At 62.4% G+C, this 18085-nt stretch carries 16 protein-coding genes; 13 read left to right on the top strand and 3 right to left on the bottom strand.

The window, feature by feature from the left end:
* Window positions 1-29 precede the first annotated feature (29 nt).
* From BO996_RS26425 to BO996_RS26410, 4 genes are all read left to right on the top strand, one after another.
* The gene (locus BO996_RS26425) at window positions 30-2213 is read left to right on the top strand and encodes a cytochrome c biogenesis protein ResB (protein WP_071956767.1); all 2184 of its coding nucleotides are present in this window, start codon (window positions 30-32) and stop codon (window positions 2211-2213) included.
* The gene (gene ccsB, locus BO996_RS26420) at window positions 2210-3550 is read left to right on the top strand and encodes a c-type cytochrome biogenesis protein CcsB (protein WP_012207385.1); all 1341 of its coding nucleotides are present in this window, start codon (window positions 2210-2212) and stop codon (window positions 3548-3550) included. The genes BO996_RS26425 and ccsB overlap by 4 nt, the downstream gene beginning before the upstream one ends.
* Window positions 3551-3730: 180 nt before the next feature.
* Entirely contained in the window at window positions 3731-4711 is a 981-nt protein-coding gene (gene msrP, locus BO996_RS26415) for a protein-methionine-sulfoxide reductase catalytic subunit MsrP (RefSeq protein ID WP_071956766.1), read from the top strand.
* A 13-nt stretch (window positions 4712-4724) separates the two neighbouring features.
* On the top strand, window positions 4725-5345 hold the full coding sequence (locus BO996_RS26410) for a sulfite oxidase heme-binding subunit YedZ (protein ID WP_071956765.1): 621 nt from the start codon (window positions 4725-4727) through the stop codon (window positions 5343-5345).
* On the opposite strand, the gene BO996_RS26405 is transcribed toward BO996_RS26410, so the two are convergent.
* The gene (locus tag BO996_RS26405) at window positions 5342-6169 is read right to left on the bottom strand and encodes an MBL fold metallo-hydrolase (RefSeq protein ID WP_012207382.1); all 828 of its coding nucleotides are present in this window, start codon (window positions 6167-6169) and stop codon (window positions 5342-5344) included. The two genes, BO996_RS26410 and BO996_RS26405, sit on opposite strands and share 4 nt — an antisense overlap.
* Window positions 6170-6260: 91 nt before the next feature.
* A complete protein-coding gene (gene lptM, locus BO996_RS28855; protein WP_083571199.1) occupies window positions 6261-6542 on the bottom strand; it encodes an LPS translocon maturation chaperone LptM in 282 nt (93 codons plus the stop codon).
* 12 nt (window positions 6543-6554) lie between these two features.
* On the opposite strand from lptM, the gene cyaY reads away from it, so the two are divergent.
* Window positions 6555-6893: an iron donor protein CyaY gene (cyaY, locus tag BO996_RS26395; protein ID WP_012207381.1), complete on the top strand. Its 339-nt coding sequence runs from the start codon at window positions 6555-6557 to the stop codon at window positions 6891-6893.
* A gap of 79 nt (window positions 6894-6972) precedes the next feature.
* On the opposite strand, the gene BO996_RS26390 is transcribed toward cyaY, so the two are convergent.
* A complete protein-coding gene (locus tag BO996_RS26390; protein WP_013800758.1) occupies window positions 6973-9297 on the bottom strand; it encodes a penicillin-binding protein 1A in 2325 nt (774 codons plus the stop codon).
* A 371-nt stretch (window positions 9298-9668) separates the two neighbouring features.
* Between BO996_RS26390 and BO996_RS26385 the strand changes: the two genes are divergently transcribed.
* The 8 genes from BO996_RS26385 (at window position 9669) to aroB (ending at window position 18026) form a co-directional block, all read left to right on the top strand.
* Entirely contained in the window at window positions 9669-10748 is a 1080-nt protein-coding gene (locus BO996_RS26385; protein ID WP_043795715.1) for a pilus assembly protein PilM, read from the top strand.
* Window positions 10745-11356 carry a PilN domain-containing protein gene (locus tag BO996_RS26380; RefSeq protein ID WP_071956764.1) on the top strand — a complete coding sequence of 204 codons (612 nt, stop codon included), beginning with the start codon at window positions 10745-10747 and terminating at the stop codon, window positions 11354-11356. The genes BO996_RS26385 and BO996_RS26380 overlap by 4 nt, the downstream gene beginning before the upstream one ends.
* Window positions 11356-12033, top strand: a complete 678-nt coding sequence (locus tag BO996_RS26375; RefSeq protein WP_071956763.1) for a type 4a pilus biogenesis protein PilO — start codon at window positions 11356-11358, stop codon at window positions 12031-12033. The genes BO996_RS26380 and BO996_RS26375 overlap by 1 nt, the downstream gene beginning before the upstream one ends.
* The gene (locus BO996_RS26370) at window positions 12033-12581 is read left to right on the top strand and encodes a pilus assembly protein PilP (RefSeq protein ID WP_071956762.1); all 549 of its coding nucleotides are present in this window, start codon (window positions 12033-12035) and stop codon (window positions 12579-12581) included. The genes BO996_RS26375 and BO996_RS26370 overlap by 1 nt, the downstream gene beginning before the upstream one ends.
* Window positions 12578-14731: a type IV pilus secretin PilQ gene (gene pilQ, locus BO996_RS26365; RefSeq protein ID WP_083571198.1), complete on the top strand. Its 2154-nt coding sequence runs from the start codon at window positions 12578-12580 to the stop codon at window positions 14729-14731. Before BO996_RS26370 ends, pilQ begins: the two co-directional genes overlap by 4 nt.
* Window positions 14732-14753: 22 nt before the next feature.
* Window positions 14754-16181, top strand: coding sequence for an Ig domain-containing protein (locus BO996_RS26360; RefSeq protein WP_071956761.1), 1428 nt, complete (start codon window positions 14754-14756; stop codon window positions 16179-16181).
* 65 nt (window positions 16182-16246) lie between these two features.
* Window positions 16247-16777, top strand: a complete 531-nt coding sequence (locus tag BO996_RS26355) for a shikimate kinase (RefSeq protein WP_071956760.1) — start codon at window positions 16247-16249, stop codon at window positions 16775-16777.
* Window positions 16778-16907: 130 nt separating this feature from the next.
* The gene (gene aroB / locus BO996_RS26350) at window positions 16908-18026 is read left to right on the top strand and encodes a 3-dehydroquinate synthase (protein ID WP_071956759.1); all 1119 of its coding nucleotides are present in this window, start codon (window positions 16908-16910) and stop codon (window positions 18024-18026) included.
* Window positions 18027-18085: the final 59 nt, after the last annotated feature.

The raw sequence follows: 18085 nt of genomic DNA, 5'->3' as shown, positions 1-18085 counted from the left end.
TTCATTCGGGTTTTGGCTTTTCGTTCTTCATGTCAGACAACTCTTCCGGTGCCGCTCTTGCTCCCTCCCGCCCGCAGGCCGCGCGCGCGACCCTGGAGCTGCTGGCATCGATGCGCTTCGCGATCTCGCTGCTGACGGTCATCTGCATTGCCTCGGTGATCGGCACCGTGCTCAAGCAGCATGAGCCGGTGGGCAACTACGTCAACCAGTTCGGGCCTTTCTGGGCCCAGCTGTTCCTCGCGCTCAAGCTCAATGCGGTCTACAGCGCCTGGTGGTTCCTGCTGATCCTGGCCTTTCTGGTGATCAGCACCTCGCTGTGCGTGGCACGCCATGCGCCCAAGTACCTGGCCGATCTGCGCAGCTACAAGGAAAACGTTCGCGAACAAAGCCTCAAGGCCTTCGGCCACCGTGCGCAGAACGTGGTGCCCGGCAGCACCGAAGAGGCCGCCAGGCGCCTGGGCCAGCAGCTGGTGTCGGGGGGCTGGAAGGTGCGGCTGCAGCAGCGCGATACGGCGGCCGGTCCCGGCACGGGCTGGATGCTGGCTGCCAAGGCGGGCGCGGCCCACAAGCTGGGCTATATCGCGGCCCACAGCGCCATCGTGCTGATCTGCCTGGGCGGGCTGTTCGATGGCGACCTCGTCGTGCGCGCTCAGATGTGGCTGGGAGGCAAAACACCTTATACCGGCGGTGGCCTGATCTCCGAGGTGTCCGAGCAGCACCGGCTGAGCGAGCGCAACCCCACCTTCCGAGGCAACCTGCTGGTGACCGAAGGCGGCACGGCAGGCACGGCCATCCTGTCGCAGTCCGACGGCGTGCTGCTGCAGGAGCTGCCCTTTGCGGTGGAGCTCAAGAAATTCATCGTGGAGTACTACTCCACGGGCATGCCCAAGCTGTTTGCCAGCGAGGTCGTCATCCACGACAAGGCCACGGGCGAGAAGGTGGAAAAACGCATCGAGGTCAACCACCCGGCCAGCTACCGTGGCATCGAGATCTACCAGTCCAGCTTTGACGACGGCGGCTCGTCGGTGAAGCTGCGCGCCGTGCCGCTGGAGGCGGGAGCCAAGCCCTTTGATGTCGAGGGCGTGATAGGCGGATCGGACCAGTTCGTGCGCAAGCTCCCGGACGGCAAGGACGAGACAGTGACGCTGGAGTTTGCCGAACTGCGCACCATCAACGTGGAGAACTTCGGCGGTGGCGGCGGGGCCAATGGCAGCGGCACCGATGTGCGCAAGGTGGACCTGAAGCAGGCCATCGACGAGCGCCTGGGCGCGGCACACAAGACCGTGACCAAGAAGGAGCTGCGCAACATCGGCCCCAGCATCCGCTACAAGCTGCGCGATGCCTCGGGCCAGGCGCGCGAGTTCCAGAACTACATGCTGCCCGTGGACACGGGCGACGGCCAGCGCGTGTTCCTGCTGGGCGTGCGCGACAACCAGGCCGATGCCATGCGCTACCTGCGCATTCCCGCCGATCCCGAAAGCGAGATGGACACCTTCCTGCGCCTGCGCAGCGCGCTGCAGGACCCAAGGCTGCGCGAGCAGGCGGCCAAGGCCTATGTGGCCAAGGCCATCGACTCCTCGCGTTCCGAGCTGAGCGGCGCGCTGGCGCAGTCGGCCACCAAGGCGCTGGAATTGTTCGCGGGCCAGACCGACAAGAAGGGGCCGGACGGCAAGCCGCTGGGCGGGCTGCAGGCCATCTCGGACTTCATGGAAAGCAATGTGCCTGCCGCCGAGCGCGAACGTGCGGGCGAGGTGCTGGTGCGCATTCTCAACGGCGTGCTGTTCGAGCTGGCCCAGATCGTGCGCACGCAGGCGGGCCAGGCGCCCCTGGAGCCCAGCGAGCAGACGCAGTCCTTCATGACCCAGGCCGTGTTCTCGCTCAGCGATGCGCAGTTCTACCCCATGCCCATGGTCTTCATGCTGCAGGACTTCAAGCAGGTGCAGGCCAGCGTCTTCCAGGTGGCGCGCGCCCCGGGCAAGAACGTGGTGTATCTGGGCTGCCTGTTCCTCATCATCGGCGTGTTCTGCATGCTGTACGTGCGCGACCGCCGCCTCTGGATCTGGCTCACGCCCCGCGATGGGGAAAGCCATGCCGAAATGGCCTTGTCCACCAATCGCAAGACACTCGATGGTGATAGAGAATTCGCCATGCTGGCCGGCAAGCTGATAGGCGCCGAGCCCATCCACAAGAAATCCCCCGGAGGTTCCGCATGAACACCGCCACTACCACGACGACTTTGACGCTCAACGAGGGCTTCTTCGCCCGCCGCAACTGGTTCGACTGGGTGTTCGCGGCCCTGGTGGCGGCGGGACTGCTGTATGCGCTGCAGCGCTATGGCGAGTACATGGATGTCTACGAAAAGTGCATCCTGGTCGGCACCATTCCCTCGGCCATCTGGCTGGGCTGGTTCTGGCGCCCGCTGCGCGGGCTGATGCTGGTGGTGGCCGGGCTGTCGCTGCTGGCCATCGGGCTCTACCAGGGGCCTGAAGGGGCGCAACTGGCGCGCTCGGACACGGTGTTCGGCCTCAAGTACTTCCTGTCCAGCCAGTCGGCCATCCTCTGGATGAGCATGGTGTTCTTCATGAGCACCGTCTTCTACTGGATCGGCATGTTTGCGCGGGGCGAGGGCACGGCGCTGTCGCTGCTGGGCTCGCGCCTGGCCTGGCTGGCCGTGACGCTGGCGCTGGTGGGCACCATGGTGCGCTGGTACGAGAGCTACCTGATCGGCCCCGATGTGGGCCACATCCCTGTCAGCAATCTCTATGAAGTGTTCGTCATGTTCTGCTGGATGACGGCGCTTTTCTATCTCTACTACGAACAGCACTACGACACGCGCGCCCTGGGCGGCTTCGTGATGCTGGTGGTCAGCGCGGCCGTGGGCTTTTTGCTGTGGTACACGCTGGTGCGCGAGGCGCACGAGATCCAGCCGCTGGTACCGGCACTCAAGAGCTGGTGGATGAAGCTGCACGTGCCGGCCAACTTCATCGGCTACGGCACCTTTGCGCTGGCAGCCATGGTCTCCTTTGCCTACCTGATCAAGCAGCAGGCCACGGAGACCCGCTGGTACAAGCTCGCACCGCTGTGGATGCTGGGTGTGGTGCTGTGCTTCGAGCCCATCGTCTTCCGCCAGGGCGCGACCCAGAACGGCGGCAGCTACTGGATGGTCTACTTCGGCATCTCGGCGCTGATCGTGGCCGGCATCCTGCTGGCGCGCAAGCGCATCGCCGAGCGCCTGCCCAGCTTCGAGCTGCTGGACGATGTGATGTACAAATCCATCGCCGTGGGCTTTGCCTTCTTCACCATCGCCACCGTGCTGGGCGCGCTGTGGGCGGCCGAGGCCTGGGGCGGCTACTGGAGCTGGGACCCCAAGGAAACCTGGGCGCTGATCGTCTGGCTCAACTACGCGGCCTGGCTGCACATGCGCCTGGTCAAGGGCCTGCGCGGCACGGTGTCCGCCTGGTGGGCACTGGGTGGACTGGCCATCACCACCTTCGCCTTCCTGGGGGTGAACATGTTCCTGTCGGGGCTGCACAGCTACGGCGAGCTTTGAGCCACGGCAGTGGCAGTGACAGTGGCAAGATAAGGACAGCGGCATGCGTTCAGGCGCATGCCGCTTTTTCGTGCACCATCGCATCGGTGCCGCAGGGAACTTGCACGCGCCTGCGAGGCTCCCAATCGCCATATCGCCAGCAATAGCGCCCCGTGCCCGCCGGCACACCAGGAGATTCCCATGCTGATCCGCTCCCACGACAACGGCTTCCAACACCCGCAAGGCAGCGATATCACGCCCCGGGCCGGCTACCTCAAGCGCCGTGCCTGGCTGCAGTACCTGGCCGCAGGCTCGGCGGGCGCGGCCTTGCCCGGCTGGGCGGCGGGCGTGCAGCGCCCCGGCAAGCTGGCGGCACTGGCCACCGTGCCTTCCCAGGTAGTGGGCGCAAACACCATGGACCGTGTCACGGCCTATGCCGATGTGTCCCAGTACAACAATTTCTACGAATTCGGGCTGGACAAGGACGATCCTGCCAAGAACGCCCACACGCTCAAGACCCGCCCCTGGACGGTGAAGATCGAGGGCCTGGTCCAGCAGCCGCAGACGCTGGACCTGGATGCGCTGCTCAAGCTCGCGCCACAGGAAGAGCGCATCTACCGGCTGCGCTGCGTGGAGGGCTGGTCCATGGTGATTCCCTGGGTGGGCTATTCCCTGGCCGAGCTGCTGCGCAAGGTGCAGCCGCTGGGCAGTGCCAAGTATGTGGAATTCGTGACCCTGGCCGACAAGGCGCAGATGCCGGGCCTGCGCAGCGGCGTGCTGGACTGGCCTTACACCGAGGGGCTGCGCCTTGATGAAGCCATGCACCCGCTGACGCTGCTGGCCTTTGGCATGTATGGCGAGGTGCTGCCCAACCAGAATGGCGCGCCCGTGCGGCTGGTGGTGCCGTGGAAGTACGGCTTCAAGAGCGCCAAGAGCATCGTCGCCATCCGCCTGACCGACAAGGAGCCGGGCACGGCCTGGAACAAGGCGGCGCGCACCGAGTACGGCTTTTATTCCAATGTGAACCCCGACGTGCCGCACCCGCGCTGGAGCCAGGCCACGGAGCGGCGCATTGGCGAAGACGGCCTGTTCGCCAAGAAGCGCAAGACGCAGCTGTTCAACGGCTACGAAGCCCAGGTGGGCCAGCTTTACGCGGGCATGGACCTCAAGAAGTTCTATTGATGTGGCCCATGCAATGACGGCGGTGCAGCGTTTTTTGCTGCACCGGACGGCCAAGCCGCTGGTGTTTCTTGTGTGCCTGCTGCCGTTTGCGTGGCTGCTGGCTGGAGCCATTCTGAACACGCTTGGCGCCAATCCGGCCGAGGCCTTGCTGCGCTCCACCGGCGACTGGACCTTGCGCTTTCTGTGCGTGGTGCTGGCCGTGACACCGCTGCGCCAGGCGCTGGGACTGGCGGCGCTGGCGTGCTTCAGGCGCATGCTGGGTCTGTATGTGTTCTTCTACGCGCTGCTGCACCTGCTGTGCTATGCATGGTTCGACATGGGGCTGGACTGGGGCGAGATCGTGCTCGACATCCCGAAGCGCCCATTCATCCTGGTGGGCTTTGCGGCGCTGCTCTTGCTGACCGCTCTGGCGGTGACTTCACCGCACCGTGTCATGCGCGCCATGGGCGGCAGGCGCTGGCAGTGGCTGCACCGCTGTATCTATGCGGTCGCGCCGCTGGCCCTGTTGCATTTCTTCTGGATGCGCGCAGGCAAGAACAACTTTGCGGAGGTCGGCGTGTACGCCGCCATTCTTGCGCTGCTGCTGGCCTGGCGCGTGGTCCAGGCACTGCGCCGCCGGCGCGCCAGAAGCTAGCCGGCCACGGCGCGCAGGGCAGGGCGCAGCTGGCGGGTCACGGGGTCGATGTCCGCCATGGGCAGCTGGTAGTTGCGCTGGTCGAACAGGTCGATGCCGCACTGCAGTCCTTCGAGCCAGTTGAACAGGTCGGCAATCGCCTTGGCGCCCATGATGGGCGCGCCATGCTGGGGCACGATCATGTCGATAGGCAGCTGGCGCGCCATCTGCACCCACAGCCGCAGGATCTTGTTGGAGACCATGTATCGACGGTGAAAACCTTCCATGCGGGCGATGTGCGGCACGAGGTCGGTCACGGGCACCTGCGCCTCGATGCCGTTCATCAGGGACACGCCCAGATCGCCCGTGAAGAGGATGCGGCTGACCGGGTCGTAGAAGTGGAAGTTGCCTTCGGCATGCAGGAAGTGAGCGGGCAGCAGGTGCAGTTCATGGCGGCCCAGCGGCAGCCGGCCACCGGCGTCCGGCACGCCGATCACGCGGTTTTCAGTCTTGCCGACCTTGGTGAAGTGGGGCGCGAAGCGCTCCCAGATGCGCGAGATCACCAGCTGTGCCTTGGTGCTGGTCATCCAGCGATCCAGCGAGGCAATGATGTCTGGATCGGCGTGGGAAGCGATCAGATAGGACAGCTTGTGCGGCGCGAAATGCCGCGACATGCCCATGAACAGCTCGTTGAATGCGAGATTGCCGCCCGGGTCGATGATGGCGCCCGTGTCGTCATCGACGATGAGGAACTGATTGGCCTGTATGGCCTGTCCATCTTCCTCGATGAGGTCGGTGAACATCAGGCAGGCGTGGTTTTTGTCTCGGTAGAGCTCTACGGGCATGGCGGGTTGTCGAGGGACAAGAGAAAGTCACTCTAAGCGCCATGCCTGGCAGCGGTGTTGATGTGTATCAAGCCGCAGCGCGGCCACCGGCTCAGTCGGCCTGCTGCTTGCGGGAGTCCGTGGCGCCGGTGGGCGTCGAGCTTTCCTCGACGGCGGCACTTGACGGGCCTGCGGGCAAGGTGGTGGGTGCAGGCGCGGGCGTTGCACGCTCGGCCGGGCTGGAAATGCCCAGGGTCTGCGGCAGCGTGGCGCGGTGGCTGGCCGCAGGCGAGCTGGGCAGAAACAGCGGGCCTTTCTGGCCGCAGGCGGCCAGGGACGCCGCACAGGCGCCAAGGGCAATGCACCTGACTAGAATTTGCGAGGCTTTCAACATAAGCGAATTGTAATGACCGACCAAGAATTTCTGGACCTTGCCGAACGACTGCTGCTGGCGGTGGAGCAGGACTGCGATCGCATCAACGATGAAACCGATGCCGACCTCGATGCCCAGCGCGTGGGTGGCATGGTGACCCTGGTCTTTGCCAACCGCAGCCAGATCGTGATCAACCAGCAAAAACCGCTGCACGAGATCTGGCTGGCGGCCAAGGCCGGTGGCTTTCACTACCGCTACGACGCGGCGCAGGGCGCCTGGCTCGATACCAAGGGCGCGGGCGAATTCTTCGCCAACCTGAGCCGCTACGCCACCGAGCAGTCGGGCCTGGCGCTGCAGTTCTCGGCACGCTGATCCGCCGTTATCGGCAGGCTCCATGAAGAAAGCCCGGCATGGCCGGGCTTTCTTGCGTGGTCAACCGCTTGTGTGGCGGTCAGTTGCGGAAGAGGTCGAGGATGCGGTTGCGCTCCTCGGTGGCGGGCGGGGGCGTGGCGCCTGCAGCGCCGCCCGTGGAAGCGCTGTCCATGCCCAGGCTGCTGACGCCGCCGTTGCGCGCGTTTTCCTCGTAGTACCACTCGCCGCCCATGTTCACGACGCCAGGGGGCACAGGCATCTCTGCCACCGGCACGCCCTTGAGGGCATGCTGCATGAAGCCGATCCAGATGGGCAGGCTCAGGCCGCCGCCCGTCTCGCGGCTGCCCAGGTTGCGCGGCGTGTCGTAGCCGATCCAGGACACGGCGGCCAGCGTGGGCTGAAAGCCTGCGAACCAGGCATCCACCGAGTCGTTGGTCGTGCCCGTCTTGCCGTACAGGTCGGGACGCTTGAGCGTGGACTGCGCGCGTGCTGCCGTGCCCACGCGCGCCACGTCCTGCAGCAGGCTGTCCATGATGAAGGCGTTGCGCGCGTCGATGGCCTGGGGCAGTTCCTGCACCGGGGGCGGCGTGAATTCAGACAGGATGCGGCCCTTGTGATCAGTGACACGGGCAATCAGCCAGGGGTTGACGCGGTGGCCGCCATTGGCGAACACGGAGTAGCCAGCTGCCAACTGCAGCGGCGTGACCGCTCCGGCACCGAGCGCCATGGTCAGGTAGGCCGGATGCTTGGCGGCGTCAAAGCCGAAGCGCGTGACCCACTCCTGGCCCTGCTTGGGTCCCACGGCCTGAAGCAGGCGGATGGAGATCATGTTCTTGGACTTGTTCAAGCCCGTGCGCATGGTCATCGGCCCGTCGTAGCGGCTGTCGTAGTTCTTGGGCTCCCATGGCTGGCCACCCGTCACGCCGGCGCTGAAGAACAGCGGCGCGTCATTGATCATGGTGGAAGGCGAGAAGCCTTTTTCCAGTGCCGCAGAGTAGATGAAGGGCTTGAAGGCCGAGCCGGGCTGGCGCCAGGCCTGGGTCACATGGTTGAACTTGTTCTTCTGGAAGTCGAAGCCGCCGATCAGGGCGCGCAAGGCGCCTGTCTGGGGGACCAGGGCCACGAAGGCACCTTCCACCTCGGGCAGCTGCGTGATTTCCCAGGTGTTCTTGGGCGTCTTGACCACGCGGATCACGGCGCCGGGACGGATCTTGATGTTGGGCGGTGCCTTGGGGTTCAGGCCCGATTCGGCGGGTTTCAGGCCTTCACCCGTGATCTCGATCTGTTCGCCGTCGGCGCGTGCCGCCAGGATCTTGCGCGGATTGGCATCCAGCACCACGGCGGCGAGCACATCACCGTTGTCGGGGTGGTTGGCCAGGGTGTCGTCGATGGCGTCTTCACGGTCTTCGGCGTCGGCCGGCAGGGCCACGAACTTTTCGGGGCCGCGGTATTTCTGGCGGCGCTCGTAGTCCATGATGCCGCGGCGCAGCGAGGCGTAGGCGGCTTCCTGTTCGCCGGCATTGATGGTGGTGTAGACGTTCAGGCCGCGCGTATAGGCTTCGTTGCCGTACTGGGCAAAGATCAGCTGGCGTGCCATCTCGGCCACGTATTCGGCATGCACGCGGGTGTTGAAGGAGCCCGTGCGGATCTTCAGCGGCTCGGCCTTGGCTTCAGTGGCCTGGGCGGAGGTGATGAAGCCGTTTTCCTCCATGCGCTCGATGATGTAGAGCTGGCGCGAGCGGGCGCGCTTGGGGTTGCTGATCGGGTTGTAGGCCGATGGTGCCTTGGGCAGGCCTGCCAGCATGGCGGCCTCGGCCACCGTGATGTCCTTCAGTGGCTTGCCGAAATAGGCTTCACAGGCAGCAGCAAAGCCATAGGCCCGATTTCCCAGATAAATCTGGTTCATGTAGATCTCGAGAATCTGGTTTTTGCTCAACAGATGCTCTAGCTTAAAAGTCAGTAAGACTTCGTAAATTTTGCGTGTAAAGGTTTTCTCGGAAGACAGATAGACGTTGCGCGCCACCTGCATGGTGATAGTCGATGCGCCCTGGCTTTTCACGCGGCCCAGATTGGCCAGCGCGGCGCGGGCCATTCCCTTGTAGTCCACGCCGCCATGCTCGAAAAAGCGAGTGTCTTCAATGGCCAGCACGGCGTCGGTCATCACCTTGGGGATGTCCTGGATGGGGGTCAGCGTGCGCCGCTCCTCGCCGAATTCACCCAGCAGGGCGCCTTCGCTGGAGTACACGCGCAGCGGCAGCTTGGGCCGGTAGTCGGCCAGCTCGGACACGTCGGGCAGGTTGGGATAGGCCATGGCCAGGGCCACGGCCACGGTCAGCATCAAGGCCAGCGCGCCGGCGACGGCGATGCCCGCCAGCCATAGCAAGGCCTTGGGAAACCAGTGCATGGGCTTGGATGGGGCGGAGCGAGGCTTTGCAGCCTGGGGTTCTCGGGAGTCTGAAGACGGCATGTCGCAGGGAGTGCTGAGGAGTGCCGCATTATAAAAATGCGTGCCCCAGAAGGTCGGTAGGAGACGGCTGCACACGGTTGCCAGCATGGCCGCAAGCCACGCATCCTAAGCCAGGCGTGCAGGCCGACATGCAAGCAGGGGTGCATTCATGTCGCATTTGATGGCCCGCAATAATGTCTGTTTTTGGCCACTAGCGCCTAGCGTGCTCCGGTTGGCATGGTGAGCTGCGCGCAGTCTTGCTGATAGCATTCAACCTATATGTGAAGGTTTGTTGCGTTCTTTACATACACAAGAAGAGGGAGGGCAAGTTGATTGCTATGGGATCCTTATTCAGTCGCCAGCCCGCACCTTTGCTAGGCATCGACATCAGTTCTTCGAGCGCCAAGCTCGTTGAGTTGTCTCGTGCCAAGTCGGGCGAACTGTTGCTGGAGCGCTGTGCCATCGAACCGCTGGAGCGGGGATGGATCACGGACGGCAACATCGAAAAGTTCGATGAAGTGGCAGAGGCTGTACGGCGACTGGTCAAAAAAAGCGGCACGCGGACCAAGAACGTGGCCATGGCCTTGCCGGCCTCGGCCGTGATCACCAAGAAGATTTCGCTGCCGGACGGCATGAGCGAGCAGGAATTGGAGGTCCAGGTCGAATCCGAGGCCAATCAGTACATTCCTTTCTCGCTCGATGAAGTGAGTCTGGACTTCTGCGTCATAGGCCCGTCATCGAATTCACCCGGCGATGTGGACGTGCTCATTGCCGCATCGCGCCGCGAGAAGGTCCAGGACCGCCAGGGCCTGGCCGAGGCGGCCGGCCTCAAGCCGACGGTCATCGACATTGAGCCCCACGCCTCCCGCATGGCGGCTGCACGGCTGATCGAGCGTCTGCCCAATCAGGGCAACAACGCCCTTGTGGCCTTGTTCGAGTTGGGCGCCATGACGACCAGCATGCAGATCCTGCGCGATGACGAGGTGCTGTATGACCGGGACCAGGCCTTTGGCGGCGCACAGTTGACGCAACTGATCGCGCGCCAATATGGTTTCTCGCTCGAAGAGGCCGAGTCCAAGAAGCGCAGCGGTGAACTTCCGGAGGACTACGCGTCCGCCGTGCTCAAGCCCTTTGTACAAAGCATGACGCAGGAAGTGTCGCGCGCACTGCAGTTCTTTTTCACCAGTACGCCCCACAACCGCATAGACCACATCCTGCTGGCAGGCGGCTCGGCCCCACTTTCCGGCCTGTCCGAGGCCATCACGCAGCAAACGGGTTTTGCCTGCAGCCTTGCCAATCCCTTTGATGGAATGGAAGTCGGCAGCGGCGTACGCCTCAAGCGCATGTCGCGCGAGGCCCCCGCCTACCTGACCGCCTGCGGACTGGCCATGCGGAGGTTTGTCTCGTGATCCTGATCAATCTGCTTCCTCACAGAGAAGCAACACGCAAGCGCCGCAAGGAAGCATTCCAGGCCACCATGGTCCTGTCTGCCCTGGTGGGGCTTTTGATCATTGGCGCGGTCTACTGGTGGTACCAGATGATGATCGAGGCCCAGCAGGCAAAGAACACCATGCTGCGCGCCGAGATCACCGTCCTTGAGTCCCAGATCAAGGAAATCGCCGGGCTGGAAAATGAGATCACGGCCCTGCGTGCACGCCAGAAGGCCGTGGAGGATCTGCAGTCCGACCGCAATCTTCCGGTGCACATGCTCAACGAGCTGGTGGCGCAGTTGCCCGATGGTGTCTACATCACCAGCATCAAGCAGGAAGGTCTGGCCGTGACCATGCTGGGCACGGCACAGTCCAATGAGCGGGTGTCTGAAATGCTGCGCAATCTCTCGGAGGGGACACCCTGGATTTCAAAGCCTGAACTGGTGGAAATCGTGGCCAAGACGGTCAATGTCACGCCCAAGGACCAGCGCCGCGCCGCTGCGTTCAATCTGCGCTTTCAACTGACGCGTGCCAGCGTGGCGGAGAAGAGCCTTTCGACGGCGGCCAACCCAGGAAAGTCCCAGTGATGGCCAAGAAGAAAAAGAACGACATCGACTTCTCCGCGCTGCAGGAGAACATACAGCGCCAGTTCCGTGGTCTGGATCCCAATGATCCGTCGCGGTGGCCTGTGCTGCCGCGGACACTGTTGTGCGTGGCCATTGCGCTGGCTGTGGCTGCCGTGCTTTGGTATGTGCTGATCAAGGACTACGAAGACACCCTGGAGCAGGAGCGCAATACCGAGGTCACGCTGCGGCAGGACTTCAGCCAGAAGCTGTCCAAGGCCGTCAGCCTGGATGGCCTGAAGAAACAGCGAGAACAGGTGCAGCAGTATGTGACGCAGCTGGAAAAGCAATTGCCCAGCAAGGCGGAAATGGCAGCCCTGCTCTCGGACATCAATCAGGCCGGCCTGGGCCGCAGCCTGCAGTTTGAAACCTTCCGGCCTGGTGCGATGGTGGTCAAGGAGTACTACGCCGAACTGCCCATTGCGTTGAAGGTCACGGGCCGCTTCCATGACATCGGATCCTTTGCTTCCGACGTGGCCTACCTGTCACGCATCGTGACCTTGAACAATCTGTCGATCGTCCCCGTGGGCAAGGATGGCAGCGAGGTCTTGAGCATGGAGGCGACGGCACGGACCTTCCGCTACCTGGATGCGGACGAGGTGCAGGCGCAACGCGCAGCTGCAGGGAAGGGCAAGAAGTAATGAGACACATGCGTTTCAGCGGCTGGCTCATGCTGGCAGCCTGCCTGGCCGCTTCGGGCTGCTCTTCCTCTGATCAAGAGGAACTGCAGACCTGGATGGCGCAAGAGAAAGCCAATGCAAAGCCCCGTGTCAAGCCTTTGGAGGAGCCCAAAGCTTTTACGCCCCAAGCCTACCTGGGAGCTGATGGCATGGATCCTTTCAATCCCTTGAAGCTGATGCAGGTGCTGCGCAAGGAATCCGCGCAGACCAATGCGAATACCACCCTGATCGCCTCCGAGCTCAATCGCCGCAAGGAACCCCTGGAGGCCGAGCCTCTGGATGCGATGACCATGGTGGGCAGCCTGGACAAGAAGGGTGTGCCCACGGCGCTGATCAAGGTAGGGGCCCTGTTGTACCAAGTTCGCTCAGGAAATTACCTGGGACAGAACTACGGAAAGATCACCCGGATCACGGAGACTTCCATCCAGTTGCGGGAAATCGTCCAGGATGGCAGCGGCGACTGGATAGAGAGAACTAGCACACTGGAGTTGCAGGAGGGAAGGAAATGATGGGCACACATCGAAGCATGTTGCACAAGGCTCGCTGGGGAATCGCCGTAGGCGGTTGGCTGCTGGGCTCCTTGGCATGGGCGCAGTCCGCGATAGAGTCGGTCTCCGGCTCGATTCAAGGGGGCACCGAGGTGGTGCGCATCGAGCTTTCCGAAGCGCTGGCCGCCGATCCTACGGGATTTGCGATCCAGTCTCCGGCGCGCATCGCACTGGATTTTCCTGGCGCCACCAATGGCACGGGCAAATCGGTGGTCGAGCTCAATCAGGGCAACCTGCGCTCCATCAATATCGTCGAGGCTTCAGGCCGCGCACGCCTGGTGCTGAACCTGAAGATGGCGACCTCCTACCGTACTGAACGCCAAGGCAAGGCGCTGCTGATCCTGCTGGATCCGGTGGCGGCCGCATCTGCAAGCGCAAAGCCTTCCGCACAGCAAGGCGTGTTTGAGAACAAAGCGGCCACCAATAGCGATAGCCAGCCGATACGCAATGTCGACTTTCGCCGTGGAAGCGACGGCTCGGGCCGTATCGTCGTGGGCCTGAGCAATAGCCAGGTCGGCGTGGATCTGCGCCGCGAAGGCAAGGAACTGGTGGTCGATTTCCTGCGCTCTTCTTTGCCTGAAGGGCTGCGGCGCAAGCTGGATGTTGCTGATTTCGGTACGCCGGTACAGACAATCTCTTCGTTGCAGCAGGGTGAGTCAGTCCGCATGCGCATTGCGCCCACGGGTGATTGGGAGCACAGTGCCTATCAAAGTGACAGCCAGTTTGTGATTGAAGTTCGCCAGAAAAAGGTGGACGTGAGCAAACTGACTCAGGGCCCTGGCTACAGCGGTGAGAAACTCTCCCTGAATTTCCAGAATATCGAAGTGCGATCTCTGCTTCAGGTGATTGCCGATTTCACGAACTTCAATATCGTGACTTCGGACACGGTTTCCGGGGCACTGACCCTGCGCCTGAAGGATGTTCCCTGGGATCAGGCGCTGCAAATCATCATGGATGCCAAGGGCCTGGGCATGCGCAAGTCCGGATCTGTGCTCTGGATTGCGCCCAGAGATGAAATCGATGCGCGCACCAAGCGGGACTATGAGGCCGCAATGGAGATTCAGAAACTGGAGCCTCTGAGAACTCAGGGCTTCCAGCTGAATTATGCGAAGGCGGCCGATATTCTTCAACAGATCAGTGCAAGCTCAGGTGGCGGTGGCTCGGGTGGAGCTTCGACCAGGTTCCTGTCGGAGCGTGGGTCTGCGATTTCGGAGCCTCGCACCAATCAGTTGTTCGTGACCGATACATCCACGAAGCTGGAGGAGATGAAGGCGCTGCTGGCGACACTGGATGTACCTGTTCGTCAAGTGCTGATTGAAGCCCGCATTGTGGAAGCTCGCGACACGTTTGGCCGGGCTCTGGGTGTGCGACTTGGCGGTGGGGATTTACGTGCTCAGCGCGGTGGAGATGGAGGATACAGCATCGGTGGAGACAACCGTGTTGCCATCGGAACGGGATTTGACAATGCCAATGCTTCCGCAGGAGCGAGCGGGCAGGCAGTCAATACCTCTGGGAGTTTTGTCAATCTGCCTGGAAAACTGTCGAATGTCGCAAACTCCGGCACGTTTGCCATGTCGATCTTCAATGCTGCTGCGAACCGATTCCTGACCCTTGAACTTTCTGCGATGGAATCCGACGGTCAGGGCAAGATCATTTCCAGCCCGAGGTTGGTGACGGCCGATCAGACCAAGGCATTGATTGAGCAAGGTACTGAGTATCCGTATTCTGTGACGGCGCCTAATGGTGCGACGACCATTGCCTTCAAAAAGGCCGTTTTGAAGCTGGAGGTTACGCCTCAGATCACTCCTGAAGGCGATATCATCCTGGACCTGGATGTCAACAAGGATTCGCGTGGCGAGAGCACGCTGCAAGGTGTCGCTATCGATACCAAGCATGTGCGTACCCAGGTTCTTGTTCAGAATGGCGGAACTGTTGTGATTGGCGGCATCTTCGAGATGGAGGAGACCAACACGGAAAACAAGATTCCATTGTTGGGTGATGTTCCTGTGCTGGGATACCTCTTCAAAAGTCGTGTGAGAGAGTCCCAAAAGCGGGAGATGCTGGTATTTATTACACCGAAGATGTTGGCTGACATCCGAAGTGCTCGTTGAATGTAGTAGGAGATTGATAATCATGCAAAAAATCATGTTCGGTGCCATGCTGGCACTCGGTCTGGCCGGGTGTGGTGGTGGTGGAGGGAGTGCTGGTGAGACAAATCAGCCGTATACCATTTCGCTGCGCGCAGATAAGACGCAGCTTCCCGTGAATATTGGAAATGCCGGCCCTGGTATTGGTGCGAATGCGGCATATACGACAACAATGTATGTCGAGGCGCGTCAAGGGAATATGCCTATTCCTGGTGGAGACGGTATTTTTCAATGTGCCGTGACTGCAGGCCTTGATTCGGCAGTTCTGTATTATCTGGACGGAACAGATAAGAAAGACGATCAAGGAAATATATCGGCCAGCCGTTCCATTGTGTTGGGCTCCAATTCTGGCAGTGCCACTTTCCATTTGCACGCAATCGACAAGGCTGGTGTGGCGAGCGTGACCTGCACGGTAACCGATCCTCGCGATAAGCGTCAGGTGAGCGCTGTTGCCAGTGTCAATGTCGGCGGTGCAGCGCAGGGAATTCCCGCAAGCACGCTGGCCGTGACCCAGACGCCTGGCTATCTGGGTTCCCGAGACAACCTCTCCAATCTGCGAAACAACGTCGCACTGGAAGTGAAGGTGGTCGACGACCGCAATCAGCCGGTCACTGGCACCAGTCCCAATGTGCAGGTTCGGATTTTGCCCAGCTCGGCTTATGAAGGTGCGCGCCTGATCTCTGGATCCAAGGCTGGCTCTTCGTTGCAAGTCAATTCGCTCAACGGCATTGCACAGCTGTCGCTTTCCAGTGGCCCCGATAGCGGCGCCATCGTGCTGGAAACGACCGTGGACCGACGGGACAATGATGTCAGCAATGGCATTCAGGATCCCATCAGGGCCTATACCGTCGTCGGTGTCTATCACGAGATCGCCAAGACTCCTCTGGCCCTGCCTGATGGCTTGAGCATCACGGGTGCCAAGGACCAGCCACTGGTGTACGGCTTTGCAGCAACAGGCGGCATTCCTCCTTATCGCTGGTCGACACTGGGTGGTGTTCCAGACGGTATGCGCCTGAGCAGCGACGGCGTGCTTTCCGGTACGCCGACGGTGGTCGGAACCTTCAACATGCTGGTACGTGTGCAGGACGCACAGGGCGCCGTGGTCGACAAGACCGTGACCGTGACCATTGCGGCCAAGGCACCTCTGGCCTTCACTGCACCGACCATCTCTGGCGTCCGTGGTGTGGCCCTGGCGTATGCATTGTCGGCAACCGGCGGTACTGCTCCCTACACGTGGGTGAGTCTGGGTGGCACACCCGAAGGGCTGGCGTTGTCCAGCGACGGCATCTTGTCGGGTACTCCGACAGCGGATGGCACCTTCAACATGATCGTGCGCGTCACGGATGCCGACAACACGGTGATCACGAGGAACATGACCATCACGGTGGCCAAGCCGGCAACCACGACGCCGTAAAGGCGATGCCGTTCGCGGCCATGGGAGATAATTTTGGTTTCCCATGGCCCGTGCGGTAACAGCAAATGGATGTTTCAGGCTTGGTAACCCGGGTGGCCCTGATCGGCCTGCCCGGCTCCGGCAAATCGACCATAGGGCGCCAGCTGGCGCGCCTGTGGTCGATGCGTTTTGTGGATTCGGACCATGTGATCGAGCAGCGTCTGGGCTGCAGCATCCGGGAGTTTTTCGAGCGCGAGGGCGAGCAGGCTTTTCGAGACATGGAGTCGCAGGTCATTGATGAGCTGTCGGCCTCCACATCCAGCCTGCTGCTGTCCACGGGTGGTGGCGTCGTGCTGCGCGAGCAAAACCGACGCCATCTGCATGCGCGCACCCAGGTCTTCTATCTGGACTGCACGCCAGAGGCCATCGCCGCGCGGCTGCGCAACGATGTGACGCGGCCCTTGCTGCAGGTGGAAGACCCGGCGCTGCGCCTGCGGGAGCTGCTGCTGCAACGCGAGCCGCTTTATCTGGAGACGGCTCACTTCGTGATCCAGACATCGGGTCTGTCTGTGGCGCAGGCCGCCCAGCGCATACGCATGCAGGCGGAACTGGCCTGAGCGGCAGCCCGCTGGAACACCAAAGGCCTCGGCACTTGCCGGGGCCTTTTTCTTTAAGATTGGCGGTTGCCGGGCGCGCTGCCGTGTCGCGCAATTCCTTTCACTCTTTCTGCCTTGGAGCGACACCATCTTGCCCACCGCTTCCTCCTTGCCTGCCGCCCAGGTCGTGACCATCGACCTGGGTGACCGTTCCTACCCGATCACCATCGGCACCGGCCTGCTGGACCAGGCCGCGACCTATGCCGCCCTGCCTTCTGCGGCCCAGGCAGTGATCGTCAGCAATGATGTGGTCGCACCGCTCTATGAGCCTGCACTGCGCCGCGTGCTGGAACAACGCTACCGCAGCGTGCGTACCGTGGTGCTGCCCGATGGCGAGGCCCACAAGGACTGGCAGACGCTGAACCTGATCTTTGACGACCTGCTGTCCGGCGGCTGCGACCGCAAGACCGTGCTGTTCGCGCTGGGTGGCGGCGTCATCGGCGACATGACCGGCTTTGCCGCTGCCAGCTACATGCGTGGCGTGCCGTTCGTGCAGGTGCCCACCACGCTGCTGTCGCAGGTGGACTCGTCGGTGGGCGGCAAGACCGCCATCAACCATCCGCTGGGCAAGAACATGATCGGCGCCTTCTACCAGCCGCAGCTGGTGGTTTGCGACCTGGCCTCGCTGGACACGCTGCCCGTGCGCGAGCTGAGCGCCGGCCTGGCCGAGGTCATCAAGTACGGGCCGATCGCTGACATGGACTTCCTGGCCTGGCTGGAGGAGAACATGGATGCCTTGCTTGCCCGTGACCGCACTGCACTGGCGCACGCGATCAAGCGCAGCGTGGAGATCAAGGCCTGGGTCGTGGGGCAGGACGAGAAAGAGGCTGGGCTGCGCGCCATTCTCAATTTCGGCCATACCTTCGGGCATGCGATTGAGGCCGGCATGGGCTATGGCAACTGGCTGCACGGCGAAGGCGTGGGTGCCGGCATGGTCATGGCGGCCGAGCTGTCGCAGCGCCTTGGCCTGGTGGATGCTGCCTTCGTGCAGAGGTTGCGTGTGCTGATCGCGCGTGCGGGCCTGCCCGTGCGTGGCGCCGTCCTGGACGAAGCCGACAATGCCGGGCGCTATCTGGAACTGATGCGCGTGGACAAGAAGTCCGAGGCGGGCGAGATCCGCTTCGTTCTCATCGACGGGCCGGGAAAGGCCGTCATGCGCTCGGCGCCCGATGCCTTGGTGCGCGAAGTCATAGACGCCTGCTGCGCCTGACGCGCGGCGCTGGGGGCAAGCCGGAACTGCTAGAGTGCCCTTGTCAGCATGATGAGGCG

The organism is Delftia sp. HK171, from assembly GCF_001886655.1.
Classification (GTDB): domain Bacteria; phylum Pseudomonadota; class Gammaproteobacteria; order Burkholderiales; family Burkholderiaceae_C; genus Comamonas; species Comamonas acidovorans.
This window is presented reverse-complemented; position numbering and strand designations above follow the sequence as displayed.

Excerpts from the sequence above, each read along its gene's own strand:
- BO996_RS26425 (WP_071956767.1), top strand. The coding sequence starts at position 30 with ATGTCAGACAACTCTTCCGGTGCCGCTCTTGCTCCCTCCCGCCCGCAG.
- cyaY (WP_012207381.1), top strand. The coding sequence starts at position 6,555 with ATGACCGACCAAGAATTTCTGGACCTTGCCGAACGACTGCTGCTGGCG.
- msrP (WP_071956766.1), top strand. The coding sequence starts at position 3,731 with ATGCTGATCCGCTCCCACGACAACGGCTTCCAACACCCGCAAGGCAGC.
- BO996_RS26390 (WP_013800758.1), bottom strand. The coding sequence starts at position 9,297 with ATGCACTGGTTTCCCAAGGCCTTGCTATGGCTGGCGGGCATCGCCGTC.
- pilQ (WP_083571198.1), top strand. The coding sequence starts at position 12,578 with ATGATGGGCACACATCGAAGCATGTTGCACAAGGCTCGCTGGGGAATC.
- BO996_RS26375 (WP_071956763.1), top strand. The coding sequence starts at position 11,356 with ATGGCCAAGAAGAAAAAGAACGACATCGACTTCTCCGCGCTGCAGGAG.
- BO996_RS26405 (WP_012207382.1), bottom strand. The coding sequence starts at position 6,169 with ATGCCCGTAGAGCTCTACCGAGACAAAAACCACGCCTGCCTGATGTTC.
- BO996_RS26355 (WP_071956760.1), top strand. The coding sequence starts at position 16,247 with ATGGATGTTTCAGGCTTGGTAACCCGGGTGGCCCTGATCGGCCTGCCC.
- ccsB (WP_012207385.1), top strand. The coding sequence starts at position 2,210 with ATGAACACCGCCACTACCACGACGACTTTGACGCTCAACGAGGGCTTC.
- BO996_RS26410 (WP_071956765.1), top strand. The coding sequence starts at position 4,725 with ATGACGGCGGTGCAGCGTTTTTTGCTGCACCGGACGGCCAAGCCGCTG.
- BO996_RS26370 (WP_071956762.1), top strand. The coding sequence starts at position 12,033 with ATGAGACACATGCGTTTCAGCGGCTGGCTCATGCTGGCAGCCTGCCTG.
- BO996_RS26360 (WP_071956761.1), top strand. The coding sequence starts at position 14,754 with ATGCAAAAAATCATGTTCGGTGCCATGCTGGCACTCGGTCTGGCCGGG.
- lptM (WP_083571199.1), bottom strand. The coding sequence starts at position 6,542 with ATGTTGAAAGCCTCGCAAATTCTAGTCAGGTGCATTGCCCTTGGCGCC.